Origin of the sequence: Pseudomonas putida (assembly GCF_022627325.1) — a bacterium.
Lineage (GTDB): Bacteria > Pseudomonadota > Gammaproteobacteria > Pseudomonadales > Pseudomonadaceae > Aquipseudomonas > Aquipseudomonas putida_X.
Map to the genome: position 1 here is coordinate 210,132 of NZ_JAETZZ010000001.1, position 23,155 is coordinate 233,286.

General features: G+C 61.3%; 24 protein-coding genes and 1 pseudogene. 17 read left to right on the top strand and 8 right to left on the bottom strand.

Going from position 1 to position 23,155, the window contains the following annotated elements; all coding sequences use genetic code 11:
- Positions 1–97 precede the first annotated feature (97 nt).
- The 8 genes from gmd to JNA92_RS00965 all read left to right on the top strand — a co-directional run bounded on the left by gmd (position 98) and on the right by JNA92_RS00965 (position 8,895).
- Positions 98–1,129 carry a GDP-mannose 4,6-dehydratase gene (gmd, locus tag JNA92_RS00930; protein WP_241802931.1) on the top strand — a complete coding sequence of 344 codons (1,032 nt, stop codon included), beginning with the start codon at positions 98–100 and terminating at the stop codon, positions 1,127–1,129.
- Positions 1,129–2,025 (top strand): GDP-mannose 4,6-dehydratase, encoded by an 897-nt coding sequence (locus JNA92_RS00935; protein WP_241802932.1) that lies wholly within the window; start codon positions 1,129–1,131, stop codon positions 2,023–2,025. Before gmd ends, JNA92_RS00935 begins: the two co-directional genes overlap by 1 nt.
- Complete coding sequence (locus tag JNA92_RS00940; protein ID WP_241802933.1) at positions 2,022–3,167, top strand: glycosyltransferase family 4 protein; 1,146 nt, start codon at positions 2,022–2,024, stop codon at positions 3,165–3,167. The genes JNA92_RS00935 and JNA92_RS00940 overlap by 4 nt, the downstream gene beginning before the upstream one ends.
- Entirely contained in the window at positions 3,164–4,294 is a 1,131-nt protein-coding gene (locus JNA92_RS00945; protein WP_277817985.1) for a glycosyltransferase family 4 protein, read from the top strand. The genes JNA92_RS00940 and JNA92_RS00945 overlap by 4 nt, the downstream gene beginning before the upstream one ends.
- A 58-nt stretch (positions 4,295–4,352) precedes the next feature.
- Positions 4,353–5,321, top strand: a complete 969-nt coding sequence (locus JNA92_RS00950) for a UDP-glucose 4-epimerase family protein (protein WP_241802934.1) — start codon at positions 4,353–4,355, stop codon at positions 5,319–5,321.
- On the top strand, positions 5,318–6,322 hold the full coding sequence (locus tag JNA92_RS00955; RefSeq protein WP_241802935.1) for an MraY family glycosyltransferase: 1,005 nt from the start codon (positions 5,318–5,320) through the stop codon (positions 6,320–6,322). The genes JNA92_RS00950 and JNA92_RS00955 overlap by 4 nt, the downstream gene beginning before the upstream one ends.
- Before the next feature lie 44 nt (positions 6,323–6,366).
- Positions 6,367–8,376, top strand: a complete 2,010-nt coding sequence (locus JNA92_RS00960) for a polysaccharide biosynthesis protein (protein ID WP_241802936.1) — start codon at positions 6,367–6,369, stop codon at positions 8,374–8,376.
- Between the two features lie 186 nt (positions 8,377–8,562).
- Complete coding sequence (locus tag JNA92_RS00965) at positions 8,563–8,895, top strand: ComEA family DNA-binding protein (protein WP_241802937.1); 333 nt, start codon at positions 8,563–8,565, stop codon at positions 8,893–8,895.
- Between the two features lie 125 nt (positions 8,896–9,020).
- Here the strand turns inward: JNA92_RS00965 and JNA92_RS00970 are convergent, their stop codons facing one another.
- The gene (locus JNA92_RS00970) at positions 9,021–9,188 is read right to left on the bottom strand and encodes a DUF2897 family protein (protein ID WP_241802938.1); all 168 of its coding nucleotides are present in this window, start codon (positions 9,186–9,188) and stop codon (positions 9,021–9,023) included.
- 183 nt (positions 9,189–9,371) lie between these two features.
- Between JNA92_RS00970 and pyrF the strand changes: the two genes are divergently transcribed.
- Both pyrF and JNA92_RS00980 read left to right on the top strand, forming a co-directional pair.
- Positions 9,372–10,073 carry an orotidine-5'-phosphate decarboxylase gene (gene pyrF / locus JNA92_RS00975; RefSeq protein ID WP_241802939.1) on the top strand — a complete coding sequence of 234 codons (702 nt, stop codon included), beginning with the start codon at positions 9,372–9,374 and terminating at the stop codon, positions 10,071–10,073.
- A gap of 118 nt (positions 10,074–10,191) precedes the next feature.
- Positions 10,192–11,385 carry an O-antigen ligase family protein gene (locus tag JNA92_RS00980; RefSeq protein WP_241802940.1) on the top strand — a complete coding sequence of 398 codons (1,194 nt, stop codon included), beginning with the start codon at positions 10,192–10,194 and terminating at the stop codon, positions 11,383–11,385.
- Here the strand turns inward: JNA92_RS00980 and JNA92_RS00985 are convergent.
- On the bottom strand, positions 11,382–12,272 hold the full coding sequence (locus JNA92_RS00985; protein WP_241802941.1) for a glycosyltransferase family 2 protein: 891 nt from the start codon (positions 12,270–12,272) through the stop codon (positions 11,382–11,384). The genes JNA92_RS00980 and JNA92_RS00985 overlap by 4 nt on opposite strands.
- A 498-nt stretch (positions 12,273–12,770) precedes the next feature.
- Between JNA92_RS00985 and JNA92_RS00990 the strand changes: the two genes are divergently transcribed.
- Together JNA92_RS00990 and JNA92_RS00995 are read left to right on the top strand one after the other, a co-directional pair.
- Positions 12,771–13,052: a hypothetical protein gene (locus JNA92_RS00990; RefSeq protein WP_241802942.1), complete on the top strand. Its 282-nt coding sequence runs from the start codon at positions 12,771–12,773 to the stop codon at positions 13,050–13,052.
- A 14-nt stretch (positions 13,053–13,066) separates the two neighbouring features.
- Entirely contained in the window at positions 13,067–13,330 is a 264-nt protein-coding gene (locus JNA92_RS00995) for a DUF3077 domain-containing protein (RefSeq protein WP_241802943.1), read from the top strand.
- Between the two features lie 123 nt (positions 13,331–13,453).
- Here the strand turns inward: JNA92_RS00995 and kdsA are convergent, their stop codons facing one another.
- From kdsA to JNA92_RS01010, 3 genes are all read right to left on the bottom strand, one after another.
- Positions 13,454–14,296 carry a 3-deoxy-8-phosphooctulonate synthase gene (gene kdsA, locus JNA92_RS01000; RefSeq protein WP_241802944.1) on the bottom strand — a complete coding sequence of 281 codons (843 nt, stop codon included), beginning with the start codon at positions 14,294–14,296 and terminating at the stop codon, positions 13,454–13,456.
- A 36-nt stretch (positions 14,297–14,332) separates the two neighbouring features.
- On the bottom strand, positions 14,333–15,175 hold the full coding sequence (locus JNA92_RS01005; protein ID WP_241802945.1) for a lipopolysaccharide kinase InaA family protein: 843 nt from the start codon (positions 15,173–15,175) through the stop codon (positions 14,333–14,335).
- 137 nt (positions 15,176–15,312) lie between these two features.
- Positions 15,313–16,314, bottom strand: coding sequence for an NADP-dependent oxidoreductase (locus JNA92_RS01010; RefSeq protein ID WP_241802946.1), 1,002 nt, complete (start codon positions 16,312–16,314; stop codon positions 15,313–15,315).
- Positions 16,315–16,595: 281 nt separating this feature from the next.
- On the opposite strand from JNA92_RS01010, the gene JNA92_RS01015 reads away from it, so the two are divergent.
- The 4 genes and pseudogenes from JNA92_RS01015 (at position 16,596) to JNA92_RS25975 (ending at position 19,990) form a co-directional block, all read left to right on the top strand.
- A complete protein-coding gene (locus tag JNA92_RS01015) occupies positions 16,596–17,357 on the top strand; it encodes an SDR family oxidoreductase (RefSeq protein ID WP_241802947.1) in 762 nt (253 codons plus the stop codon).
- Positions 17,358–17,477: 120 nt separating this feature from the next.
- Positions 17,478–17,759, top strand: a complete 282-nt coding sequence (locus tag JNA92_RS01020) for a hypothetical protein (protein WP_241802948.1) — start codon at positions 17,478–17,480, stop codon at positions 17,757–17,759.
- A 1,145-nt stretch (positions 17,760–18,904) separates the two neighbouring features.
- A pseudogene (locus JNA92_RS25970) lies at positions 18,905–19,129 on the top strand (HAMP domain-containing protein); the annotation flags it as partial.
- Positions 19,127–19,990 carry a methyl-accepting chemotaxis protein gene (locus JNA92_RS25975; protein ID WP_431312447.1) on the top strand — a complete coding sequence of 288 codons (864 nt, stop codon included), beginning with the start codon at positions 19,127–19,129 and terminating at the stop codon, positions 19,988–19,990. The pseudogene JNA92_RS25970 and the gene JNA92_RS25975, both read left to right, overlap by 3 nt.
- Positions 19,991–20,050: 60 nt before the next feature.
- On the opposite strand, the gene JNA92_RS01030 is transcribed toward JNA92_RS25975, so the two are convergent.
- Complete coding sequence (locus JNA92_RS01030) at positions 20,051–21,241, bottom strand: benzoate/H(+) symporter BenE family transporter (RefSeq protein WP_241802950.1); 1,191 nt, start codon at positions 21,239–21,241, stop codon at positions 20,051–20,053.
- 145 nt (positions 21,242–21,386) lie between these two features.
- On the opposite strand from JNA92_RS01030, the gene JNA92_RS01035 reads away from it, so the two are divergent.
- Positions 21,387–21,989, top strand: a complete 603-nt coding sequence (locus JNA92_RS01035; protein ID WP_241802951.1) for a glutathione S-transferase family protein — start codon at positions 21,387–21,389, stop codon at positions 21,987–21,989.
- A 159-nt stretch (positions 21,990–22,148) separates the two neighbouring features.
- On the opposite strand, the gene JNA92_RS01040 is transcribed toward JNA92_RS01035, so the two are convergent.
- Positions 22,149–22,520, bottom strand: a complete 372-nt coding sequence (locus JNA92_RS01040) for a glutaredoxin family protein (protein ID WP_241802952.1) — start codon at positions 22,518–22,520, stop codon at positions 22,149–22,151.
- A 57-nt stretch (positions 22,521–22,577) separates the two neighbouring features.
- Positions 22,578–23,123 (bottom strand): GTP cyclohydrolase I FolE, encoded by a 546-nt coding sequence (gene folE, locus JNA92_RS01045; RefSeq protein ID WP_241802953.1) that lies wholly within the window; start codon positions 23,121–23,123, stop codon positions 22,578–22,580.
- Between the last annotated feature and the right edge of the window lie 32 nt (positions 23,124–23,155).

The window sequence follows — 23,155 nt, forward strand, 5'->3', positions numbered from 1 at the left end:
CCGTCACCGAACCTTAACGTGCGCGCGGCAGGAACAGCCCGCGCCGGTCTAATAATCACACATGCCCGCACGGCACTATCGGAGTTGGTTAAGTCGCATGAAAGCAATCGTCACTGGGATCACTGGTCAAGACGGCGCCTACCTGGCGGAACTGCTGCTGGAAAAGGGCTACACGGTCTACGGCACCTACCGTCGCACCAGCTCGGTCAACTTCTGGCGCATTGAGGAACTGGGGATCCACACCAACCCCAACCTGCACCTGGTCGAGTACGACCTCACCGACCTGTCGGCCAGCATCCGCCTGCTGCAAACCACCGAAGCCACCGAGGTGTACAACCTCGCCGCGCAGAGCTTCGTTGGCGTGTCGTTCGAACAGCCGCTGACCACCGCCGAAATCACCGGCCTGGGCGCGGTCAACCTGCTCGAAGCCATCCGTATCGTCAACCCGAAAGTGCGCTTCTACCAGGCCTCCACCTCCGAAATGTTCGGCAAGGTGCAGGAAATCCCGCAGGTAGAAACCACCCCGTTCTACCCGCGCAGCCCCTACGGCGTGGCCAAGCTGTACGCTCACTGGATGACCATCAACTACCGTGAGTCGTACAACATCTTCGCCACCAGCGGCATCCTGTTCAACCATGAGTCGCCTCTGCGCGGCCGTGAGTTCGTGACCCGCAAGATCACCGACTCGGTAGCCAAGATCAAACTCGGCCTGCTCGACAAGTTGGAGCTGGGCAACCTCGACGCCAAGCGCGACTGGGGCTTTGCTAAGGAATACGTCGAAGGCATGTGGCGCATGCTGCAGGCTGACGAGCCAGACACCTTCGTGCTGGCCACCAACCGTACCGAAACCGTTCGTGACTTCGTGACCATGGCCTTCAAGGCAGCCGGTATCGAAATCAACTGGAGCGGCAAGGACGAGGCAGAGCAGGGCACCTGCGCCGCCTCCGGCAAGGTACTGGTCGTGATCAACCCGAAATTCTACCGCCCTGCCGAAGTGGAGCTGCTGATCGGCAACCCGGCCAAGGCCAAGGAAGTGCTGGGTTGGGAGCCAAAAACCAGCCTGGAAGAGCTGTGCCGCATGATGGTCGAAGCCGACCTGCGTCGTAACGAAAAAGGGTTCTCGTTCTGATGCAAATGGCCAGTAAACGCGCGCTTATCACAGGGGTTCAGGGGTTCACGGGCCGCTACATGGCGGCCGAGTTGCGAGCCAGTGGCTATGAAGTAGTCGGTACGGGCAGCCAAGTGCTGGATGCCCCGGACTACCACCAGGTCGATCTCACCGAAGGCCCGGCCTTGCGTGCGTTGCTGGCCGAAGTGCAGCCGGATGTCATCGTGCATCTGGCTGCCATTGCGTTTGTCGGGCACGGCGCAGCCGATGCGTTCTACCAGGTCAACCTGGTCGGCACGCGCAACCTGCTCGAAGCCATCGCAGCCTGCGGCAAAGCACCCGACTGTGTGCTGATTGCCAGCAGTGCCAACGTATATGGCAATGTTTCCGAAGGGATGCTGGGCGAGCAGACGCCGCCGGCGCCCGCCAATGATTACGCTGTCAGCAAGCTGGCCATGGAATACATGGCGCGGTTGTGGTTCGACCGTCTGCCAATCGTCATCACGCGCCCCTTCAATTACACCGGTGTTGGGCAGGCAGAAAATTTCCTGCTGCCCAAGATCGTTTCGCACTTTAGCCGCAAGGCAAGCACCATCGAACTGGGCAACCTCGACGTATGGCGCGATTTCAGCGACGTGCGTGCGGTTGTGCAGGCTTACCGCGGGCTGATCGAAGCGCGCCCGCTGGGGCAGACGGTGAACGTCAGCTCCGGGCAAACCCATTCGCTGCGCGAAGTCATCGCCAAGTGCTCGGCCATTACCGGGCATCAGATCGACGTACAGGTGAACCCGGCTTTTGTCCGCGCCAACGAGGTCAAGACCTTGTGCGGCGACAACAGCCTGCTGCGCAGCCTAGTACCCGGCTGGCAAACCCCGACACTGGATGAAACCCTGGGTTGGATGCTTGCGGGTAAATGAAGCTCATCCTTTCCGTCGAGCCGATCCGCTTCCCGCTGACCGGCATTGGGCGCTATACCTACGAACTGGCGTCGCGGCTGCAGAACAGTAGCGAGATCACCGACCTGCAGCTGTTTGCCGGTCGGCGCTTCCTGCCAGGCTTGCCCCAGCCGTCGGACCAGTCCGATGCCGTGCATGGCCTCAAGCGTTTCGTGCAGAAGAACGCCTTGGCGGTCGAAGCGTATCGCCGGCTGATGCCCTTTTTGCGCAAGCGGGCCTTGCAGGGCTATGAGCAATTCATCTACCACAGCCCCAACTACTACCTGCCGCCCTTCGCCGGCCGCAGTGTGGCGACCTTCCACGACTTGTCGCCATTCACCTGGGCGCACTGCCATGCGCCGCAGATCGCGCGTTACCTGCAAAAAGAGCTCACGCTTACCCTGGAACGCGCCGATGCGTTGATCACCGATTCGCACTACACCCGTCAGGAGCTGGCCGATTACTTTGCCTGGCCCATTGAGCGGATCCACGCGGTGCCGCTGGCCAGTTCGCCAGAGTTCTACCCGCGTAGCCCCGACATGCTGCGCGAAACCCTTGCCCGGCACGGCCTGGAACCGGGCGGTTACAGCCTGTTCGTGGGCACCATCGAGCCGCGCAAGAATATCGAAACCTTGCTGGATGCTTACGGCAGGTTGCCGCTGGCGCTACGCCAGCGCTGGCCGCTGATGCTCACCGGCTACCACGGCTGGCGCAGCGAAGCGATCCACGCCCGTATCGCTCAGGCGCAACAGCAGGGCTGGGCCCGTTACCTGGGGTTCGCTGCCGCCCAAGACCTGCCCTTGCTGTTTGCCGGGGCCCGGTTGTTCACCTTCCCGTCGCATTACGAAGGGTTCGGCTTGCCCGTGCTGGAAGCCATGAGCTCCGGGGTGCCGGTGGTGTGTTCCAACAGCTCTTCACTGCCTGAAGTGGCAGGCCAGGCCGCCTTGATGTGCGCGCCCGACGACGTGGACGGGCTCACGGCGTTGTTGCAGCGCGGGCTTGAGGATCAAGCCTGGCGCGCGGCCGCGGTAGAGCAGGGGCTGCGCCATGCCGCCGGGTTTTCTTGGGAGCGCTGCACACAAGCCACCCTCGAGGTTTACCGCAAAGTCAGGGAAGGGCAATGATCAAGGTTCTGCATTTTTTCAAGACCTACTACCCCGACTCCATGGGCGGTATCGAGCAGGTCATTTTCCAGATCGCCGAAGGTTGCCGAGCCGAGGGTATCGATTCGCAAGTGCTCTACCTCAGCAACCGTGGGGCGGCGCGCAACCAGCCGGTGGCCAACCACCTGGCCCACCGCGCCAAGCTTGACCTGCACGTGGCCTCTACCGGCTTCTCGCTGTCGGCCCTCAAGGACTTCACCGAGCTGGCCAGGGAGGCGGATATCGTCCATTACCATTTCCCCTGGCCCTACATGGACCTTGTGCATTTCATGGCACGGGTGAACAAGCCGTCCGTGGTGAGCTACCACTCGGATATCGTCAAGCAGAAGTGGTTGCTCAACCTCTATCAGCCGTTGATGCACCGTTTTTTCCAGAGCGTGGACCGGGTTGTCGCATCCTCGCCCAACTATGCCGCGCATAGCCCGGTGCTGACGCGCTTCAAAGACAAGGTCTCGATCATCCCCTATGGCCTGGACCGGTCGACCTACCCCAAGGCATCCGCGCAAAAGCTGGCGTACTGGCGCGCGCGGTTGGGTGAGCGGTTTTTCCTGTTCGTCGGCGCGTTGCGCTACTACAAGGGCCTGGACTATTTGCTGCAGGCCGCGCAACTCAATGGCTTGCCAGTGGCGATCATGGGCGGCGGCTTCCTCGAAGGGCAGCTCAAGCAGCAGGCCGCCGAACTGGGGTTGGACAATGTGCACTTTCTCGGCGGCCTGCCCGATGAAGACAAAGCCGCGCTGCTGGAGCTGTGCTACGGCTTCGTGTTCCCGTCGCACCTGCGCTCCGAGTCGTTCGGCATTTCGCTGCTGGAGGCGGCCATGTACGGCAAGCCGCTGATTTCTTGTGAAATGGGTTCGGGTACCACGTTCATCAACCTGGCCGATCAGACCGGGCTGGTAGTGCCGCCACGGGATGCCACGGCGTTGGCACAGGCCATGCAGCGCCTGTGGGACACCCCAGCCATGGCCCAGGCCATGGGGGCCAAAGCGTTGCAGCGCTATGAAGAGGTCTTTACCGCACCTTTGATGGCCGCCTCATACGCTGAGCTTTACCGTAGCCTGTTACAAGGCAGGCAAGGCCCCGCCTGATTCCCAGGGGCCGTTTGCACTTGCACTATTGTTACGCCTGCGGGCTGGATGTTCACTCATGGATAGACAAACCATTCTCGTCACCGGCGCCAGCGGTTTTGTCGGCAGCACGCTCTGCCACAGGCTGGCTTCAATCGGCGTGTACGCCCCTCGGGCGGCTTTGCGCCGTGCTGGGACGGGGCCGGCGGACATACCGGCGGTCAACGTAGGCGACCTAGCCGCCACGACGGATTGGGCTGAAGCCTTGGCCGGGGTGGACGCCGTGGTGCATGCCGCCGCGCGCGTGCATGTCATGAAAGAAACCGCCGCCGACAGCCTGGCCGCGTTCCGCCGGGTCAATGTCGAGGGCACGCTCAACCTCGCCCGGCAAGCAGCAGCGGCGGGTGTACGGCGCTTCGTGTTCATCAGCTCGGTCAAGGTCAACGGCGAGGCCAGTATTCCGGGCCAGCCCTTGCGTGCCGATGATGCAGCCATGCCGCTGGATGCCTATGGCATTTCCAAACATGAAGCGGAGCAGGGGTTATGCCAGGTAGCCGTGGCCACCGGTATGGAGATCGTGATTATTCGGCCGGTACTGGTCTATGGCCCAGGGGTCAAAGCCAACTTCCACAGCATGATGCGCTGGGTGCAGCGCGGGATGCCGTTGCCATTGGGGGCTGTCGATAACCGTCGCAGCCTGGTCTCGGTGCAAAACCTCGTAGATCTTGTGGTTACCTGCATCGATCACCCTCAGGCCCGTAGCCAGACTTTCATGGCCAGCGATGGCGAGGATGTGTCCTTGAGCGAGCTCTTGCGGGCCTTGGGGCGTGCGCTCGGCCGCCCGGCGCGACTGTTGCCGGTGCCCCCGGCCCTGCTCCAGAGCGCTGCCAATCTGGTTGGCCGGCACGACCTGGCCCAGCGTTTGCTAGGGTCGTTGCAGGTAGATATTGCCAAGAATCAGCTGCTGCTGGGCTGGCGCCCCCCGTTCACCTTGCAGCAGGGGCTTGACGCCGCCGCGCGCGCTTTTCTGGAAGGCCACCGCCCATGATATGGCTGATTATCGCTGCTGGCCTCATTTCACTTGCTCTGACCGCAGGGCTTCGGCGTTACGCGCTGGCGCGCAGCTTGCTGGACATCCCCAATGCGCGCAGTTCGCACACCTTGCCCACGCCACGCGGTGGCGGCCTGGCGTTCGTCATTACATTCCTGGCCGCCCTGCTGGTGCTGGGGTGGAGCGCGGTGGTCCCGTTCCGATTGCTGGTCGGCCTGCTCGGGGCCGGGGGGCTGGTGGCGCTGATCGGCTTCATGGATGACCACGGGCATATCGCCGCACGCTGGCGCTTGCTCGGCCACTTTGTAGCGGCCGCCTGGGGGTTGTACTGGTTGGGGGGCATGCCTGCGATTACGCTGTTCGGCCTGCAGCTGGACATTGCCTGGCTGAGCGCTGTCCTCGCCGCGTTGTACCTGGTCTGGCTGTTGAACCTCTATAACTTCATGGATGGCATTGACGGTATCGCCAGTATCGAGGCCATTTGCGTGTGCCTGGGTGGTTGCCTGCTCTACGCGATTACCGGTAACCCACAGGCGATCGGGTTGCCGTTGCTGCTGGCGGCGACGGTGGCGGGTTTCCTGGCCTGGAACTTCCCCCCGGCGCGGATATTCATGGGCGATGCCGGCAGTGGTTTCCTGGGTATCGTACTGGGCCTTCTGGCACTGCAGGCAGCCTGGATAAACCCGCTATTATTCTGGGGGTGGTTAATACTTATGGGTGTGTTCGTGGTCGATGCCACGTTCACATTGGGGCGGCGCCTGCTGCGGGGCGAAAAAGTCTATGAAGCCCATCGCAGCCATGCCTACCAATATGCGTCACGGCAGTACGGCAGCCATCTACCCGTCAGCCTGGCGGTGGCGGCCATCAATATCGGCTGGTTGCTGCCCGTGGCTGCAGCCGTGCTGCTGTTCAAGCTAGATGGCGCAGCGGGAACCTTGATTGCCTACGCGCCTCTTACACTGCTGGCGATCAAGTATCGCGCAGGCGAACGCGAATAACATGGCTAGAGTGGGCTGGGGCATATGTGGCTTAGGAGAACCGGATGAGTGACGCGAATAAAGACAGGGTGCGCCAGTACCTGGTGAACCTGTCCCGGCGTCAGAAGCGCCTGATACAGGTGTGCACCGACGTCGTGCTTATCTGGTTTGCCCTGTGGCTGTCGTTTATCGTGCGCCTGGGCATCGATGAAATGTACAACCCCATCATCGAACACACCTGGCTGTTCCTGGCTGCGCCGATCGTGGCTATTCCGCTGTTCATCCGCTTTGGCATGTACCGCGCGGTGATGCGCTACTTTGGCAATGATGCGCTGGTTGCCATCATCAAGGCGGTCACCTTGTCCTCCTTGATACTCGCTGTGGTGGTCTACTGGTACAGCAACCATCAGGTCATCGTGCCGCGATCGATCATTTTCAATTACTGGTGGCTGAGCCTGGTCATCATGGGCGGCTTGCGCCTGATCATGCGCCAGTATTTCCTCGGCGACTGGTTCAGCGGTGCTCATCAAATCCCTTTTACCAACCGTGACGATGGCCAGGTCAAAGTCGCCATTTACGGCGCTGGCACGGCCGGCAACCAGTTGCTGGCGGCATTGCGCATGGGGCGTGTGATGCGTCCTGTGGCCTTCATCGACGATGACGGCGACCTGGCCAACCGGGTCATCTCCGGCCTGCAGGTGTACAAGCCCAAGCACCTTGACCAGATGATCAAAGAAACCGGCGCCCAGGAAATACTCCTGGCGCTGCCAACCGCTTCACGCGCGCGGCGTAAAGAGATTCTCGCCTTCCTCGAGCCTTACCCCTTGCATGTGCGCAGTGTGCCGGCGTTTGCCGACCTGGCCAGTGGCCGGGTAAAAGTCGATGACATCCAGGACGTCGACATTGCCGACCTGCTGGGGCGCGACCCGGTGCCGGCGCAGGATGAACTGCTTTGGCGGTGCAACAAGAAGCGTACCGTGCTGGTGACTGGCGCGGGCGGCTCGATCGGCTCCGAGCTGTGCCGGCAGATCATCGGGCTGGAACCCAAGACCCTGCTGCTGTTCGACCACAGCGAATTCAACCTGTACAGCATCCTCACCGAGCTTGAGCAGCGCATTACGCGCGAGTCTCTGGCGGTGCAGTTGCTGCCGATCCTGGGCTCGGTGCGTAACCAGCAGCACCTGGCCGATGTGATGAGCACCTGGCGGGTGGACACCGTGTATCACGCTGCGGCCTACAAGCACGTACCCATGGTCGAGCACAACGTGGCCGAAGGCATTCTCAACAATGTGTTTGGCACGCTGTGCACGGCGCAGGCCGCGCTGCAGACGGGCGTGGCCAACTTTGTGCTGATCTCCACCGACAAGGCCGTGCGCCCGACCAACGTGATGGGCAGCTCCAAGCGGCTGGCCGAGCTGATCCTGCAGGCGCTGAGCCGCGAAGCGGCGCCGGTGATGTACGGCGACAGCAGCAAGATTTCCCGGGTGAACAAAACCCGCTTCACCATGGTGCGGTTCGGCAATGTGCTGGGCTCTTCCGGTTCTGTGATTCCGTTGTTCCACCAGCAGATCAAAGCCGGGGGGCCGCTGACGGTGACCCACCCGAAGATAACCCGCTATTTCATGACCATTCCCGAGGCTGCGCAGCTGGTGGTGCAGGCGGGGGCGATGGGGCAGGGGGGCGATGTGTTCGTGCTGGACATGGGCGAGCCGGTGAAAATCGTCGAACTGGCAGAAAAGATGGTCCACCTGTCGGGCTTCAGTGTGCGCAGCCCGGATAACCCGCACGGTGACATCGCCATCGAGTTCAGTGGGCTACGGCCCGGCGAGAAGCTTTATGAAGAGCTGCTGATTGGCGATGACGTTTCCCCTACGGCCCACCCGATGATCATGGCGGCCAACGAAGACTTCATCGCCTGGGAAGTATTGCGCGAGCGCTTGGCCGTGCTGTTCAAGGCAGTGGCCGAAGATGACTTTACCCGCGTGCGGCAACTGCTGCGCGAACTGGTCAGCGGCTACTCGCCAGAGGGTGACATCGTCGACTGGGTTTACCAGCAGCAGCGCCGGGACCGTTAGCACTGCCTTTGCTCTTTCAATGCGCTGGGCACCTTCCTACAGCTGACGCCATTGTGTGCTGTCAGCTGTTGAATTTGGTAACCAATCCCTTGATCTGCGGGCTTTCTCAGGGGCCTTCGAGCCGTTAGTTTTACCGGGCAGCCAAGGAAACGCTGCCTCGTAAACTTTCTCGAAGGAGTGTCCACAATGCGTAATATCGTTCTTTCCTACCTGTTCCTGCCACTGTTCGCGGGCCTGTCCATGGCGACCAGCGCCGCGCCGGCAGCCAGCGCAATGATGGCCGAGCCGGCACCTGTGGTGGCTCAAGCGGCGGCCTCGGCTGGCCGGCTGAACTTGAACAGTGCAGATGCAATCACGTTGCAGCAGGGCCTCAACGGCATCGGCAAGGCCAAGGCTGAAGCGATCGTCGCATACCGGGATGCGCACGGGCCATTTGCGTCGGTGGACGAGTTACTGGAGATCAAGGGCATCGGCAAGGCGCTGCTCGAGCGCAATCGTGACAAGTTGACGGTGGAGTAGGGGGCACTGTCATCCGCTAGCCCGTCTTGCTTGTACTAGCGCCCTTGAGTTCGAGCGCCGCCCGCGCGGCACTCGAACTAGGCAGCCCCAAATACGCAGGGCATTCAAAACACCGTACCCCAGGCCTACCGATCCCGCGCATCCTTGGCATCCGCCTCGGCATTGCGCTCGTGTACCTTCTTCAACTGCTCGTCGGTCAAGGGCAGTTTCTTCGCCGTATCGCGCAACATCATCAACCCGCCCACGATCGAGCCAAGGGCTAAGATCAGTATCAGCCAGGCATACCAAGGCATGGGGTTATCTCCTGTGATCGCACACAACGTGGCGTGTATGCATGTTGAGCAATGGCCGTATTCATTGGTTCAATTATAGGAGCCGGGCACGGCCTGGCCAAATCTGCTGATCCGCGGCCCCCAAAGCCTGGGCCACTTCGTTTACAATGCGCGCCGTTTACGACTTGCCAAGAGACCCCGACCATGTCCGCCTGCCAGACGCCCCTGATCGTCGCCCTGGATTTCCCCACCCGTGACGCCGCCCTGAAACTGGCCGACCAGCTCGACCCTGCCCTGTGCCGGGTGAAAGTTGGCAAGGAGCTGTTCACCAGCAGCGCGTCCGGCATAGTCGAGTCGCTGTGCGCGAAGGGCTTCGAGGTGTTCCTGGACCTCAAGTTTCACGACATCCCCAACACCACCGCCATGGCCGTGAAGGCTGCCGCCGAAATGGGCGTGTGGATGGTAAACGTGCACTGCTCCGGCGGCCTGCGCATGATGTCGGCCTGCCGCGAAGTGCTGGCCAAGCGCAGCGGCCCGCAGCCACTGCTCATCGGCGTGACCGTGCTGACCAGCATGGAACGTGAAGACCTGGCCGGCATCGGTCTGGACATCGAACCGCAAGAGCAGGTGCTGCGCCTGGCGGCACTGGCCGAGAAAGCCGGCATGGACGGGCTGGTGTGCTCGGCACTTGAAGCGCCGGCGCTCAAGGCTGCGCACCCGTCCCTGCAGTTGGTAACACCGGGCATTCGCCTTGCTGGCAGCGCGCAAGATGATCAGCGCCGCATTCTGACCCCGCGCCAGGCGCTGGATGCCGGCTCGGATTACTTGGTGATCGGCCGCCCGATCAGCCAGGCGGCAGACCCGGCCCAGGCCTTGGCAGCGGTGGTCGCCGAGATCCGTAGCTGACACCTGCAGGCGTTTCACAGCAACCTTTTCAACATGGGTGGCGTTCAGCGAGCCCTTCGATCCTTACATTGGAATGCAGGGCTCACACTGAACATTCCCGTTTGCCAGAGGATGCTAGATGTCAATTGATGTGTCGATACAGTCGCCGGCTCAACGCTGGGCAGGCATGGTGACGCGCTACGTGTTGCCGCTGGGCTGGCTGGCCCTGCTGACGGGGATGTTCTGGGCGTGGGACCGCTCGCTGTACCACAAGCTCTTTTACCTGCTGCTTGCCGCGCCCACGTTGATCGTCTTGATCCTGCAGCCACGGCAGGCCAAGGCGTTGTTTGGGAACCCGCTGTTCATTGCCTTCCTGGTGTTCTCTGCCTACACCCTGCTGAGCATTGCCTGGTCCGATACCGAGAACTCGGTAGGCAGTTTGCTCAAGCGGCCCTTGTACATTGCCATGGTGTTGCTGTCGGCCGGCCTCATCAGCTTGCAGTCACCGGCACAGCTGCATCAGTGTGTGCGCCTGGCTGCCCTGTTTGCCGCAGTCGCCGCTGGTGTTTCGCTGATCTACTTCTTGGGTCTGGCGGCGGGTGAGGGCGGGCGCCTCGACGGCTACGGCGCGCTCTACAACCCCTTGCTGACTGCCCATGTGTTCGGCGCTTTCGCTGCTATCTGGTTGGCAACCTGGTTCCAGACGCGCGGCGCGCTCAACATTCTGGCTCTGGCCTGCCTGGCGGTACTGGGCATGGCCATTCTTGCCACGGGCTCGCGTACGCCGTTGATCGGGTTGGCGGCTGCACTGGGTTGGTTGCTGATCGTGGGTGACCGGCGCCACGGCTTGATCGCAATGGCGGCCGTGGCCCTGGCTTTGGTTGGGGTTGCGGTGTTCTACCCTGAAGCGATCACTCAACGTGGTGTGTCCTACCGCCCCGAAATCTGGCTGGAATCGCTGCGCCAAATCGGTGAGCACCCCTGGCTTGGCCATGGTTACGATGCCCCGATGACGGTGATCATTCCAGGCCTTGAACAGACGCTCGCCGACCCGCACAACATCGAGCTGGGCGTGCTGTATGCAGGTGGGGTCGTGGGCTTGGTGCTCTGGTTGGTGCTCTACGGCCTGGCCATGCGCTTTTGCTGGGCTTACCGCAAGCACCCCGGGGTTACGCTTGCGGCGACCTGGCTGATATTCGGCTTTGCTTCAGGGCTGACAGAAGGCAGTGCGTTCATGTCACGCCCGAAAGAGCATTGGTTTCTGATCTGGATGCCAATGGCTGTGGTCTACGCCCAGTGGCTGATACACCGGGGCGGTAAAAAGCTCGCTTAAGACCAGAGCAGGCGCCACAGGCCACGCAAAGTCTTTCTGTTCCAGTACTTGAGCGGGATATCAGCCAGGATTTCCCGCGTCAGTTGCTTGTCGCGGTTGGCGTACTTGAGCACCATGGAGTTGCGGAACTTCATGCACACCTGCTCGTACTGCGGGTGGTCTTTGAAGTGTGCGTATGTCTTGAGCACGTTATCGACCATGAAGCGGCCGTTCTTGAAGGTGTTGGTCGGGTGGTCGCGGTACTGCGCCAGCACCTCGCCCAGCACGTCGATGTAATAACCGGCCCGCGCGATCGACAGTTCGATGTATACGTCTTCCAGGCGGATATCGGCACTGAAGCCGCCGACCTTCTCCAGGGCTTCGCGGCGCAGCATCAAAGTGGCAGCCATGGGGCCTGGCTTGCGGTCCAGCCACAGGTCGTCAAAGTCCAGGCGGCGGAAGGGCAGGTTGCGTTTGCGCTGTTCGCGCGCGCCCATCACCTGGCCGTTATGGTCGATGGTTTCGATGTTGGCCGAGCAGATGCCCACTTCAGGCTTGCCATGCATGTACTCCACCTGGGTGGCGATACGGTGCGGCAGCATGATGTCGTCGGAGCCGAAAGGCACGATCAGGTCGCCCTTGGCGCGCGCAATGGCGTCGTTGAGGGTTCGCGCCAGGCCTTGGTTGGCCTGGAAGCGCAGGTCGAAGCCGTGTTGCGCCTGCAGCCGCTTGAGTACCTCAGGGCTGTCGTCCTTGGAGCCATCATCCACCACTAGAAGCTCGATGTTCTTGTACGTCTGGTTGACGACGCTGTTGATGCTGGCTTCGATGTAACGCGCGTGGTTATAGGACGCGATGATCACTGTCACCAACGGTGTGTCAGTAACGTCGTGATTCTGAGAAACCATTGCAAACCCCTAGCTTTGATCCATGTCGTGTGACGCTTCTATGCAGACTAGCTGCTCGTTTTCCAAAATGGTGCCAATTCAGCATCTTATGTAGGTCTTCGTCATTCTAAAGCATGGGGAATGCTAGGGATACGTCAGCCATGCTTGAGCGGGGCGCGATGGAGACGGTGAGGCATCTATCCACTCGTTGATTGAGAAATTTCCTACGTATCAGGACTGGTGATGCTTAGTCTGGAGAAATACCCTACATGTTCTGTCGACACGCGTCTGATTGTTCCTGGAAACACTGCCCTTTAGGCTTCTTGGGTCGCCGATTTTCAGCGATGCGGGCGTGGAAACCCGGACAATCTTCAAGTGCCTGTCGTAATGACAGCTGTATACGGGAGGCCGTCAGGCCTGCCGGGGTTCCTTGAAGACTCGGTTTTCCACCCCGTGTACAGTTGTCGCCCTTCGTGTGGAAACGGCGGTGGCAACTCCTTTAATCTTCAAGGAATTGCTATGAAAAAAATCGTCCCCGATCCACCCCACCATTTCGACCTTCCCTCCGACAAGACCCTCTCCAGCGCCATCAGCGAGCGCATCGTGCCGATCGATCACGTAGTCATGAACGTCACCCACTATTTGGTGCTTGCCTACAACCACTGCCACATGGCCCTTTACACGGTAGAAGACGAAGCCACCCGGGAGTTGATGGTAAACGGCCTGCGGGCCATGCAGATTGCCTGGGGTCAGTCGGATGCGCTGTCGCTGGCCTTGGAACGTACCAGCAGCCTGCATTAAGAGGGAGTAGAGCAATGACTAAGGACTTAAGCCATGTCACAGCAGGTGTGACCACGTTCTTCCAGGGTGAACACCAGACTCATCCCTTGTTCCGGATCGAGCCGGGAATACCTTGCCAGGATGCCCGCGAGCAGGCCTCGGAGCTGATGGGGTATGTGCGGGAGCTGACCATCATCGGGCTGATGGATGAAAAGCCGATGATGATCTGGGCTTCGCATTACCTGAGCGCCATGGCCAAGGCGCTGATGGATGATGCCGAGTTGGGGATGAAAGGCTGAGGCTGCCTGGCACAGATCTTCGGGCACTCGATTGCCGTCACGCCGCAATACCCACACCAAGCCCAAAAACAAAAAGGGCCGGTACGCGCGCGTACCGGCCCTTTCACATCACGCAAAAGCGACTCAACCAATAATCAGCGGCGGGAACGACTTCACCAGGTCATCCAGCGCCTTGATCTGCGCCAGGAACGGCTCCAGCTTATCCAGCGGCAATGCGCTCGGGCCGTCGCACTTGGCCTGGTCCGGGTTCGGGTGGGCTTCCAGGAACAGGCCAGCCAGGCCAACGCCCATGCCGGCACGTGCCAGGTCAACCACCTGTTCGCGGCGGCCACCCGAAGCAGCACCCGAAGGGTCGCGGTTCTGCAAGGCGTGGGTTACGTCGAAAATGATCGGCAGGTCATCGCAGGTGCGCTTCATCACACCAAAGCCCAGCATGTCCACAACCAGGTTGTCGTAGCCCATGCAGGTACCGCGGTCGCACAGGATCAACTGGTCGTTACCCGCTTCCTTGAACTTCTGCACGATGTTCTGCATCTGCGAAGGGCTCAGGAACTGAGGCTTTTTGATGTTCACCGGCTTGCCGGTCTTGGCCAGCGCCACCACCAGGTCTGTCTGCCGGGCCAGGAACGCTGGCAGCTGCAGCACGTCGACCACTTCGGCCACTGGCGCGCACTGGTAGATTTCATGCACGTCGGTGATGATCGGTACGCCGAACTCGGCCTTCACCTTCTCGAAGATGCGCAGGCCTTCTTCCATGCCCGGGCCACGGTAGGAGTGGATCGAGGAACGGTTGGCCTTGTCGAAGCTGGCCTTGAACACGTAAGGAATGCCCAGCTTCTCGGTAACCCGCACGTATTCGGCGCAGGCGGTAAGGGCCAGGTCCTCGGACTCAAGGACATTGATACCGCCGAACAGCACGAACGGGGCGGCGTTGGAACATTCGATGTTCTGGGTAATCTTGATCATTTTCTACTCTATGAAGTCTGGGGTAGCCATGGCGCTCTACCAACGACTTTCGACTACACCGCTGGTGAAGATTTCGCGGCGCTCCAGGCGCCCGATTTCCTCATGCTTGGCAAGCGCGTACACCCGGTTGAAGGCTGCGCGTTGCACATCAGGGAAGTACACGGCCAGTGCGCATTCTACCGCAGCATCATAGTCCGCTTCGGTTATATAGCGGTAAATTTCTCGGTAGTAGAAAAAGCCGAACTGAAAGCCCAAGGTTTCGCTCATGTAAGCCGTGGGCCCGGAGAAGCTGTTCTCCAGGTCGATGGCCTGCGCTTTGCCTTCATCCGGAGGAAGCATGACATTGGCCGCCCACAGGTCCATGTGCGTGACACCCTGGCAGTGCAGGGCATGCAGCAGTTCGAAGGCTGCCTCGATCACCTGCTGGACTGCCTCGGGCCTTTGGCGCACTTTTGCTAGGCCATCTTGGTGCCCGCTCAGTAATTCTGTGATGAGGAAAAAGTCTTGCATCACGCCGAAGCGGGAGCGGCTGTAGCCATACCCGACCAGCTTTGGCACCCGCGCACCGCGCCGAGCCGCTTCGCGGGTGTTGATCAGTTCTTCGAGGGACCAGTCATACATGCCGTTGCGCTTGGGCCGGCCACGCTGCATGCGCAGCTTTTTTTTCAGCGAATCGAGCTTTTCACGTTTGGTGAACAGCATGCTTTTGGGGCATTCAAGAGGGGCGCTGACCCGCTTGGCACTGGCGCTTTGCTCGATCAGGCGTACGAAGGCTTGCCGGGTATGCGGGGCAATGGGGGCTTGGAGGTGCAGGGTGGTGTCGCGATGGCGCAGAGTGTGGGGGTATTCGTTTTGCCAAATCTGTGAATCGCCAACCACACCGTCATCCCTTGTAGTATCAAATAGCCATAAATTATGGATCCAATATTACAGGTTTTTCACATTTTTCGTACAGGTTCTTAACGATACTTAACCTGAAACTGTGCTAAGGGGCCGCGTGAGCGGCCCCTTGTAGTTCAAACCTTCAACACCAGCTTGCCGAAGTTTTCGCCGCTGAACAGCTTGAGCAGGGTTTCTGGGAAGGTCTCCAGCCCCTCGACCACATCCTCCTTGCTCTTGACCTTGCCAGTGGCCAGCCAGCCGGCGATTTCCTGCGCAGCCTTGCCGTACTCCTTGGCATGGTCCATCACCACGAACCCCTCCATGCGCGCACGGTTCACCAGCAGCGCCAGGTAGTTGGCCGGGCCTTTGACGGCTTCTTTGTTGTTGTATTGGCTGATCGCGCCGCAGATCACGATGCGCGCCTTGAAGTTGATGCGGGTAAGCACAGCGTCGAGGATCTCGCCGCCGACGTTGTCGAAGTACACATCAACGCCCTTGGGGCATTCGCGCTTCAGGCCGGCCAGTACGTCTTCGGCCTTGTAGTCGATGACGCCGTCGAACCCCAGTTCATCCTTGAGGTACTGGCATTTCTGCGCGCCGCCGGCAATGCCCACCACGCGGCAGCCTTTGATCTTGGCTATCTGGCCGACGATGCTGCCTACGGCGCCGGCGGCACCGGAGATGACCACGGTGTCACCGGCCTTTGGCTGGCCGACGTCGAGCAGGGCGAAGTAGGCGGTCATGCCGGTCATGCCCAGGGCTGAGAGGTAGCGGGGCAGGGGGGCAAGGTTGGGGTCGATCTTGTGCAGGCCCTGGGGCTCGCCGGTGAAGTAGTCCTGCACGCCGAGGGCGCCGCTGACATGGTCGCCGGGTTTGAAGTCGGGGTGGTTGGAGGCCACCACTTCGCCTACGCCCAGGGCGCGCATGACCTGGCCGAGTGCCACGGGCGGGATGTACGACTTGCCTTCATTCATCCAGCCGCGCATGGCCGGGTCCAGCGACAGGTACAGGTTGCGTACCTGGATTTGACCTTCGCCGGGTGCATCGGCAGGGACCGTCTCGAAGGTGAAATCGTCACGGCGCACGGCGCCAGTGGGGCGTTTGGCCAGCAGGAAACGGCGGTTGGTCTGGGTCATGGCGGGGGTCCTTGTGGGCAGGAAGCAGAAGGGTCAATTTAACGTGGTGATGCCAACAGGTCTGCAAAATCACTGGTAAGCATGGTAGCTCAACCGCTGGCTTGATGATGCTGCCCAGTGAGGGAGAAGGCTGACTAGACTTCGACTGCAGAAGTGTGGGGCTGTTGCAGGGCCTTGTGGGGGCTGCGCTGGCGAGCGCTGCGCGCTCGATCGCCGGCAAGCGCGGCTCCTACATCTACCTCACATCACATTGAAAATCGCACCCATTATTGGAGCACTCGATGAGCATGACCTTTTCCGGCCAGGTAGCACTGGTCACTGGCGGTGCGGCGGGTATCGGCCGGGCGACGGCATTGGCGTTTGCAGGGGAGGGCCTCAAGGTGGTGGTGGCCGACCTCGACCCAGTCGGCGGTGAGGGCACCGTGGCGTTGATCAACGAGGCCGGTGGGCAGGCCATGTTCGTGGCCTGTGACGTGACCCGTGATGCTGATGTGCGCCGGCTGCATGAGCAGGTCATCAAGGCCTACGGTCGGCTGGACTACGCCTACAACAATGCCGGTATCGAGATCGAGCAGGGGCGCCTGGCCGAGGGCAGCGAGGCAGAGTTCGATGCCATCATGGGCGTCAACGTCAAGGGGGTGTGGCTGTGCATGAAGTACCAGCTGCCGCTGTTGCTGGCCCAGGGTGGCGGGGCGATCGTCAACACCGCCTCGGTGGCAGGCTTGGGTGCGGCGCCTAAGATGAGCATCTATAGCGCGTCCAAGCATGCGGTGATCGGCCTGACCAAATCGGCGGCCATCGAATATGCCAAGAAGGGCATCCGGGTGAATGCGGTGTGCCCGGCGGTGATCGATACCGACATGTTCCGCCGCGCCTACGAGGCGGACCCGCGCAAGGCCGAGTTCGCGGCCGCAATGCACCCGGTGGGGCGCATCGGCAAGGTCGAGGAAATCGCCAGTGCCGTGTTGTACCTGTGCAGTGATGGGGCGGCGTTCACGACCGGGCACAGCCTGACGGTGGATGGCGGGGCCACGGCTATTTGAAAAGGCAGCTGCGTCGACAGGGCGATGGTACTGAGTTTGATTCTCTGTGATAGGGTAGAGGCAAGAACTGGATCGTAGGTGATCGGTCTTACGATGACGTCACATCATCTAAGGACAGCAATGAAACACGTAGTTTTGTTCTTGGCCATTCTCGCGATTGCAGGGTGCGTGGCAACTGCTAAGACCGAGGTTAGAAAAGGTCGTAAGGGCTTGCATATCAATTGCTCAGGCTTATCGTCATCGTGGGACAAGTGCTATAGCAAGGCGGCGCAGTCCTGTGGGGCGCGGGGTTACAAAGTTGTCGCTCGCTCGACCAGTGACGACGAAGAGGAAGGTGATTTCCTGTTCGGCATCAACCCTGCGGGTTATACCAGCCGTAGCATGATTGTCATCTGCAAATGATGCCCTTTTAAGTCACTTTACGATGTCGTGCTCACCCCAGGCTGATCGTGCGGCAGTGCGTTCTGTCTACAAACATATTTGTCAGGGCGCAACTGGTCTGCGCATCGATGTCGCTCATGGGCAGGGTTCCCGCGCTGGGGCCTTGTTTTCGCATCTGTGGCGACCCTCAGCACGCTGATTGCGACACGCTCATAGCTATTTGACACTATTGGCCACTTCAGCCCTTGTGAGTCCAGCGCAATCATTGCCACGCTTGGCCTTTGGCTAATCTTCAGAGCAGGGGGCGGCATATGGAGACGAGCAGGCGGGGTTTTCTGGCCAACCTGGGTATGGCCCGCAAGCTGGGCCTGGGCTTTGCCTTGGTACTGCTGCTGACGTTGGCGGTGGCGGCTATCGGCATTGCCGCGCTGTACAGCGTCGGCCAGCATTTCGGCGGCCTGCGCCAGCTGGGCCAGTTCAATACCGACCTGCTCAAGTTGCGCCAGCATGAACAGGCCTTTGCCCTGCGCTCCGATATCAAGGAGGCAGAGGCTTTGCGCAGCGGCCTGCACAACCTCAGCGAACGTGCCCGCAGCCTGCCGGCTCTGGCGGCGGCCGAAGCGGACCTGGCGGCGTATGGCCAGGCTTTCGAAGCCTTTGTCGAAGCGGTGCAGGCCAAGGAGCTGGCGCTGGACACGGCCAGTTGGTCGGTCTCCAGCGTGGCCAACAACCTTGATGTATTGCAGGCCGGCCTGGCCGATGATGGCACCTACACGCTCAAACAATCACAAGGCCAGCAAGGCGGCGAGTTCCTGGAGCAGGCCGCGCAGGTGGCCCAGGTGTCTCGCTTGATGCTGCAGGCCATGGACGAGGCGCGCGTGCGCCTGGACCAGAGCCGCAAGGGCGAGGAAGGTGCAGGCGCAGGGCGCATCGCCCAGACCGTTGAAGCGGCAGGGCTGGTCGAGCAGCTCAAGGCGGCAGTTAGCGATGCGGGCTACCAGAGCGTGCTGGGCGAGGTGCAGGGGCATATCGCCGGCTTCTCGGACAAACTCAATGAATACACCGACCTGCTCGCTAAAGAGCAGGGTATCAAGGCGCAGCTGCAGGCGAGTGCCGAGCAGGCCACGCAGCGGGTCGACCGGGCTTATGCGGCGGACGAGCAAGCGATGCAGGGTGAGCTGACGCGCAATGCCTTGGCCATTGCCTTGGCTACCGGGCTGGCGCTGCTGGTGGGGGTGCTGGCGGGGTGGTTGATCACGCGCGCGGTGGTCGGCCCGCTCAAACGGGTGATTGGCCGGGCCCAGCGCATCGCTGCCGGGGAGTTGAGCCTGGACGCGGAAGCTGCGCGTAACGATGAAGTGGGCCAGTTGATGCAGGCGATGCAGCAGATGGCTGCCGGGCTGTCGGGCATCGTCAGCGGCTTGCAGCAAGGCATCGAGCAATTGGCTGGCAGTGCCCAGGCGCTGTCTGCGGTGACGGAGCAGACCAACCGCGAAGTGGGCAGCCAGAAGGAAGAGACCGAGCAAGTGGCTACCGCCATGCAGCAGATGACCGCCACCGTGCACGATGTGGCGCGCAATGCTGAAGAGGCAGCACTGGCGGCGCAGGCTGCTGACGAGAAGGTTGATTCGGGCCAGGTGGTGGTGCGCCAGAGCATGCAGCGTATCGAGCAACTGGCGGCGGCGGCGGAGGCGGCCAGCGCTGGTATCGACAGCCTCAGCGCCGAGATCCACACCATTGGCGATGTGCTGGAAGTGATCAAGAGTGTCGCCGAGCAGACCAACCTGCTGGCGCTCAATGCCGCCATCGAAGCGGCGCGGGCGGGCGAGCAGGGGCGTGGTTTTGCTGTGGTGGCCGATGAGGTGCGGGCGCTGGCGCGGCGTACCCGGCAGTCCACCGAGGAGATCGAGCGGTTGGTTGCCAGCTTGCGCGGTAATGCCCAGCAGTCGGTGGCGCAGATCCGTGGCAGTACTGACCTGGTACGCCTGGCGGTGGCCGATGCGCTGCAAACCGAAAGCGCCTTGGGCAGTATTGCGGCGGCGGTGTCGTTGATTCAGCAGATGAACCAGCAGATTGCTGCGGCGGCAGAGCAGCAGAGCTCGGTGGCTGAGGAGATCAGTCGCAGCGTTACCCAGATCCGTGGGAGTGCCGATCAGGCGGCGTTGGCCATGCAGGGCAATGCCCGGTCAAGTATCGAGTTGGCGCAGTTGGGCAGTGACTTGAAGGGGATGGTAGGGCATTTCCGTTTGTGATCGTCTGTGCCAGCCCTATCGCCAGCAAGCCGGCGATGGGGCTGGCACAGCCCCCTTCGATCACCCCCTGCGCGGGCTGAGAATCAGCAGGGTCAGCACCCCCGCCACAATCCCCCAGAATGCCGAGCCAATCGAAAACAGGGTCAGCCCCGAAGCCGTGACCATGAAGGTGATCAGCGCGGCCTCTCGCTCGCGCGCCTCACCCATCGCCACCGTCAGGCCGTTCATGATCGAGCCGAACAGCGCCAATGCCGCAATGGACAGCACCAGCTCCTTCGGCAATGCAGCGAACAACGCCGCCAAAGTGGCGCCGAACACCCCGGCAATGCCATAGAAAATCCCGCACCACACTGCTGCTGTATAGCGCTTGGCAGGGTCTTCATGAGCATGCGGCCCAGTGCAGATCGCCGCGCTGATGGCCGCCAGGTTGACCCCGTGCGAGCCGAACGGCGCCAGCAGCAGTGAGGCAAAGCCCGTGGCTGAGATCAATGGCGAAGCCGGCACCTGATAACCATCGGCACGCAACACGGCAACGCCCGGCATGTTTTGCGAGGTCATGGCCACCACGAACAGTGGGATGCCGATGCTGATGGTCGCGGCCAGCGAGAAGCTGGGCGTGGTCCACACCGGGGTGGCCACTTCCAGCTGGAAGCCGCTGAAGTCCAGCAAGCCCAGTGCGCCGGACAGCGCCGTGCCCACCAGTAACGCTGCCAGCACGCAGTAGCGGGGCGACAGGCGTTTGACCAGCAGGTAACTGAAGAACATGCCCAGCACCAGCAGCGTGCGGTGCTGGGCCGCGACGAAGATTTCACTGCCGATCTTGAACAGGATGCCGGCCAGCAAGGCCGAGGCCAGTGATGCCGGGATACGTTTGACCAGGCGTTCGAAGCTGCCAGTCAGGCCGCAGATGAGCACCAGCACGGCACAGGTGATGTAGGCACCGATGGCCTCGCCGTAGCTGACCCCGCCCAGGCTGGTGATCAACAGCGCAGCGCCGGGCGTCGACCAGGCTACGGTGATCGGGGTGCGGTAGCGCAGTGACAGGCCGATGCTGCAGACCGCCATGCCGATGGACAGGGCCCAGATCCACGACGAGATCTGCGCCGTCGAAAGGCCCGCGGCCTGGCCAGCCTGGAACATCAGCACCAGCGAGCTGGTGTAGCCGGTGAGCATGGCGATGAAGCCGGCGACGACGGCCGACGGTGAGCTGTCTGCCAGGGGCCGCAGGCGTGCGGAGGTGGCATCGGTCATGGGGTGAGTCCTTGTCCATGTGTAAGCAGTTTTTGCAGACTAACGCGCGCTGGATTGATCCTTGCGATACAGCGGGCATTGCTTTTAGCCGTACAGTCGCCAACTATTGGGCACGATTGCGCAACTGCATGGGAGGGAAGGGGCGATGTACAAGGTCTATGGCGACTACCAGTCGGGCAACTGTTACAAGGTCAAGCTGATGCTCAGCCTGCTGGACAGCCCTTATGAATGGCATCCGGTGGATATCCTCAAGGGCGAGACCCAAACGCCTGAATTTCTGGCGATGAACCCCAATGGCAAGGTGCCGGTGCTGCAGCTGGAGGACGGCACCTGCCTGTGGGAGTCCAACGCCATTCTCAATTTCCTGGCAGATGGCAGCGAGTACCTGCCCAGCGAGCCGCGCTTGCGTACCCAGGTACTGCAGTGGCAGTTTTTCGAGCAGTACAGCCATGAGCCTTACATAGCCGTGGCGCGGTTCATCCAGTTCTACCTGGGCTTGCCTGATGAGCGCGTGGACGAATACCGCAAGCTGCACAAGGGCGGCTACAAGGCATTGAAGGTGATGGAGCGGCAGTTGCAGATGACGCCGTATCTGGTGGGCGAGCAGTATTCGATTGCCGATGTGGCGTTGTATGCCTACACCCATGTGGCGCATCAGGGTGGGTTTGACCTGGCAGATTACCCGGGGGTGCGGGCTTGGTTGGACCGGGTGGCAGCGCATCCTCGGCATGTGCCGATGGTGGGTTGAGGCATTACCGGCCCTATCGCCGGCAAGCCGGCCACATGGATTTGCGCCGGCTTTTAGAAATTGAGCAAGACGGTTGCTTCCACAGTTAAAGCGCAGGCCTGAAGACCTGCGCGGTCGCGGTGGGAGCCGGCTTGCCGGCGATAGGGCCAGTACGGTGTATCAGGCCGACGCGAAGCGCTTGTCCAGGTAGGCAATGATTGCCTTGGACTCATACATCCAGGTCACATTGCCTTGCTCTTCGATGCGCAAGCACGGCACTTTCACTCGGCCGCCACCTTCGAGCAGCGCCTGGCGGTGCTCCGGGTCGTTCTTGGCATCGCGCAACGCCACTGGCACATTCAGGCGGTGCAGGGTGCGGCGGGTTTTCACGCAGAACGGGCACGCATGGAACTGGTACAGCGCAAGGCCCTTGGCCTGCTGCTCGACCTGCGCCTGGGCCGCGGCATCACGCTTGCGCTTGGCCGGGCGGCTGATCAGGTCGCCGAACACGATGAGCTGGCCGAGGCCGACCCGCAAGGCTTTGACGATCATCTGCAACTCCTGAAAAGAAAAAGCCGACCCACAGGGCCGGCTCGGGTCACGCGCCGATCATTTGATCAGGCCGAGAAACTCCATGCGCGTGGCCGGGTTGTCGCGGAATTCGCCAAGCATCACCGAAGTGAGCATGGTCGAGTTCTGCTTCTCCACACCGCGCATCATCATGCACATGTGCTTGGCTTCGATAACCACCGCCACACCCGCAGCGCCGGTCACCTGCTGCACGGCATCGGCGATCTGGCGGCTGAGGTTTTCCTGGATCTGCAGGCGGCGGGCGTACATGTCGACGATCCGCGCGACCTTGGACAGGCCCAGTACCTTGCCCTTGGGCAGGTACGCCACGTGCGCCTTGCCAATGAACGGCAGCATGTGGTGTTCGCACATCGAATACAGCTCGATGTCCCGGACCAGCACCATTTCGCTGTTGTCGGAGGTGAACAGTGCGCCGTTGGTCACTTCTTCCAGCGTCTGCTCATAACCGCGGCAAAGGTACTTCATGGCCTTTGCAGCCCGCTTGGGCGTGTCGAGCAGGCCCTCACGGGAGACGTCCTCGCCGATCTGGCTGAGGATCTCGGTGTAGTTCTGTTCCAGGGACATGTATCTACCTGTGGGAAAAAATCGCAAAAACG

What these genes read in the sequence shown, in the direction of transcription:
- JNA92_RS00940 (WP_241802933.1), top strand. Translation starts at nt 2,022, where the DNA reads ATGAAGCTCATCCTTTCCGTCGAGCCGATCCGCTTCCCGCTGACCGGC.
- pyrF (WP_241802939.1), top strand. Translation starts at nt 9,372, where the DNA reads ATGTCCGCCTGCCAGACGCCCCTGATCGTCGCCCTGGATTTCCCCACC.
- JNA92_RS01010 (WP_241802946.1), bottom strand. Translation starts at nt 16,314, where the DNA reads ATGACCCAGACCAACCGCCGTTTCCTGCTGGCCAAACGCCCCACTGGC.
- JNA92_RS00935 (WP_241802932.1), top strand. Translation starts at nt 1,129, where the DNA reads ATGCAAATGGCCAGTAAACGCGCGCTTATCACAGGGGTTCAGGGGTTC.
- JNA92_RS00970 (WP_241802938.1), bottom strand. Translation starts at nt 9,188, where the DNA reads ATGCCTTGGTATGCCTGGCTGATACTGATCTTAGCCCTTGGCTCGATC.
- JNA92_RS01035 (WP_241802951.1), top strand. Translation starts at nt 21,387, where the DNA reads ATGTACAAGGTCTATGGCGACTACCAGTCGGGCAACTGTTACAAGGTC.
- JNA92_RS00980 (WP_241802940.1), top strand. Translation starts at nt 10,192, where the DNA reads ATGTCAATTGATGTGTCGATACAGTCGCCGGCTCAACGCTGGGCAGGC.
- JNA92_RS00955 (WP_241802935.1), top strand. Translation starts at nt 5,318, where the DNA reads ATGATATGGCTGATTATCGCTGCTGGCCTCATTTCACTTGCTCTGACC.
- JNA92_RS00965 (WP_241802937.1), top strand. Translation starts at nt 8,563, where the DNA reads ATGCGTAATATCGTTCTTTCCTACCTGTTCCTGCCACTGTTCGCGGGC.
- JNA92_RS01020 (WP_241802948.1), top strand. Translation starts at nt 17,478, where the DNA reads ATGAAACACGTAGTTTTGTTCTTGGCCATTCTCGCGATTGCAGGGTGC.
- JNA92_RS00985 (WP_241802941.1), bottom strand. Translation starts at nt 12,272, where the DNA reads ATGGTTTCTCAGAATCACGACGTTACTGACACACCGTTGGTGACAGTG.
- JNA92_RS25975 (WP_431312447.1), top strand. Translation starts at nt 19,127, where the DNA reads ATGGCTGCCGGGCTGTCGGGCATCGTCAGCGGCTTGCAGCAAGGCATC.
- JNA92_RS01040 (WP_241802952.1), bottom strand. Translation starts at nt 22,520, where the DNA reads ATGATCGTCAAAGCCTTGCGGGTCGGCCTCGGCCAGCTCATCGTGTTC.
- folE (WP_241802953.1), bottom strand. Translation starts at nt 23,123, where the DNA reads ATGTCCCTGGAACAGAACTACACCGAGATCCTCAGCCAGATCGGCGAG.
- JNA92_RS01015 (WP_241802947.1), top strand. Translation starts at nt 16,596, where the DNA reads ATGAGCATGACCTTTTCCGGCCAGGTAGCACTGGTCACTGGCGGTGCG.
- JNA92_RS01030 (WP_241802950.1), bottom strand. Translation starts at nt 21,241, where the DNA reads ATGACCGATGCCACCTCCGCACGCCTGCGGCCCCTGGCAGACAGCTCA.
- gmd (WP_241802931.1), top strand. Translation starts at nt 98, where the DNA reads ATGAAAGCAATCGTCACTGGGATCACTGGTCAAGACGGCGCCTACCTG.
- kdsA (WP_241802944.1), bottom strand. Translation starts at nt 14,296, where the DNA reads ATGATCAAGATTACCCAGAACATCGAATGTTCCAACGCCGCCCCGTTC.
- JNA92_RS00960 (WP_241802936.1), top strand. Translation starts at nt 6,367, where the DNA reads ATGAGTGACGCGAATAAAGACAGGGTGCGCCAGTACCTGGTGAACCTG.
- JNA92_RS00950 (WP_241802934.1), top strand. Translation starts at nt 4,353, where the DNA reads ATGGATAGACAAACCATTCTCGTCACCGGCGCCAGCGGTTTTGTCGGC.
- JNA92_RS00995 (WP_241802943.1), top strand. Translation starts at nt 13,067, where the DNA reads ATGACTAAGGACTTAAGCCATGTCACAGCAGGTGTGACCACGTTCTTC.
- JNA92_RS00990 (WP_241802942.1), top strand. Translation starts at nt 12,771, where the DNA reads ATGAAAAAAATCGTCCCCGATCCACCCCACCATTTCGACCTTCCCTCC.
- JNA92_RS00945 (WP_277817985.1), top strand. Translation starts at nt 3,164, where the DNA reads ATGATCAAGGTTCTGCATTTTTTCAAGACCTACTACCCCGACTCCATG.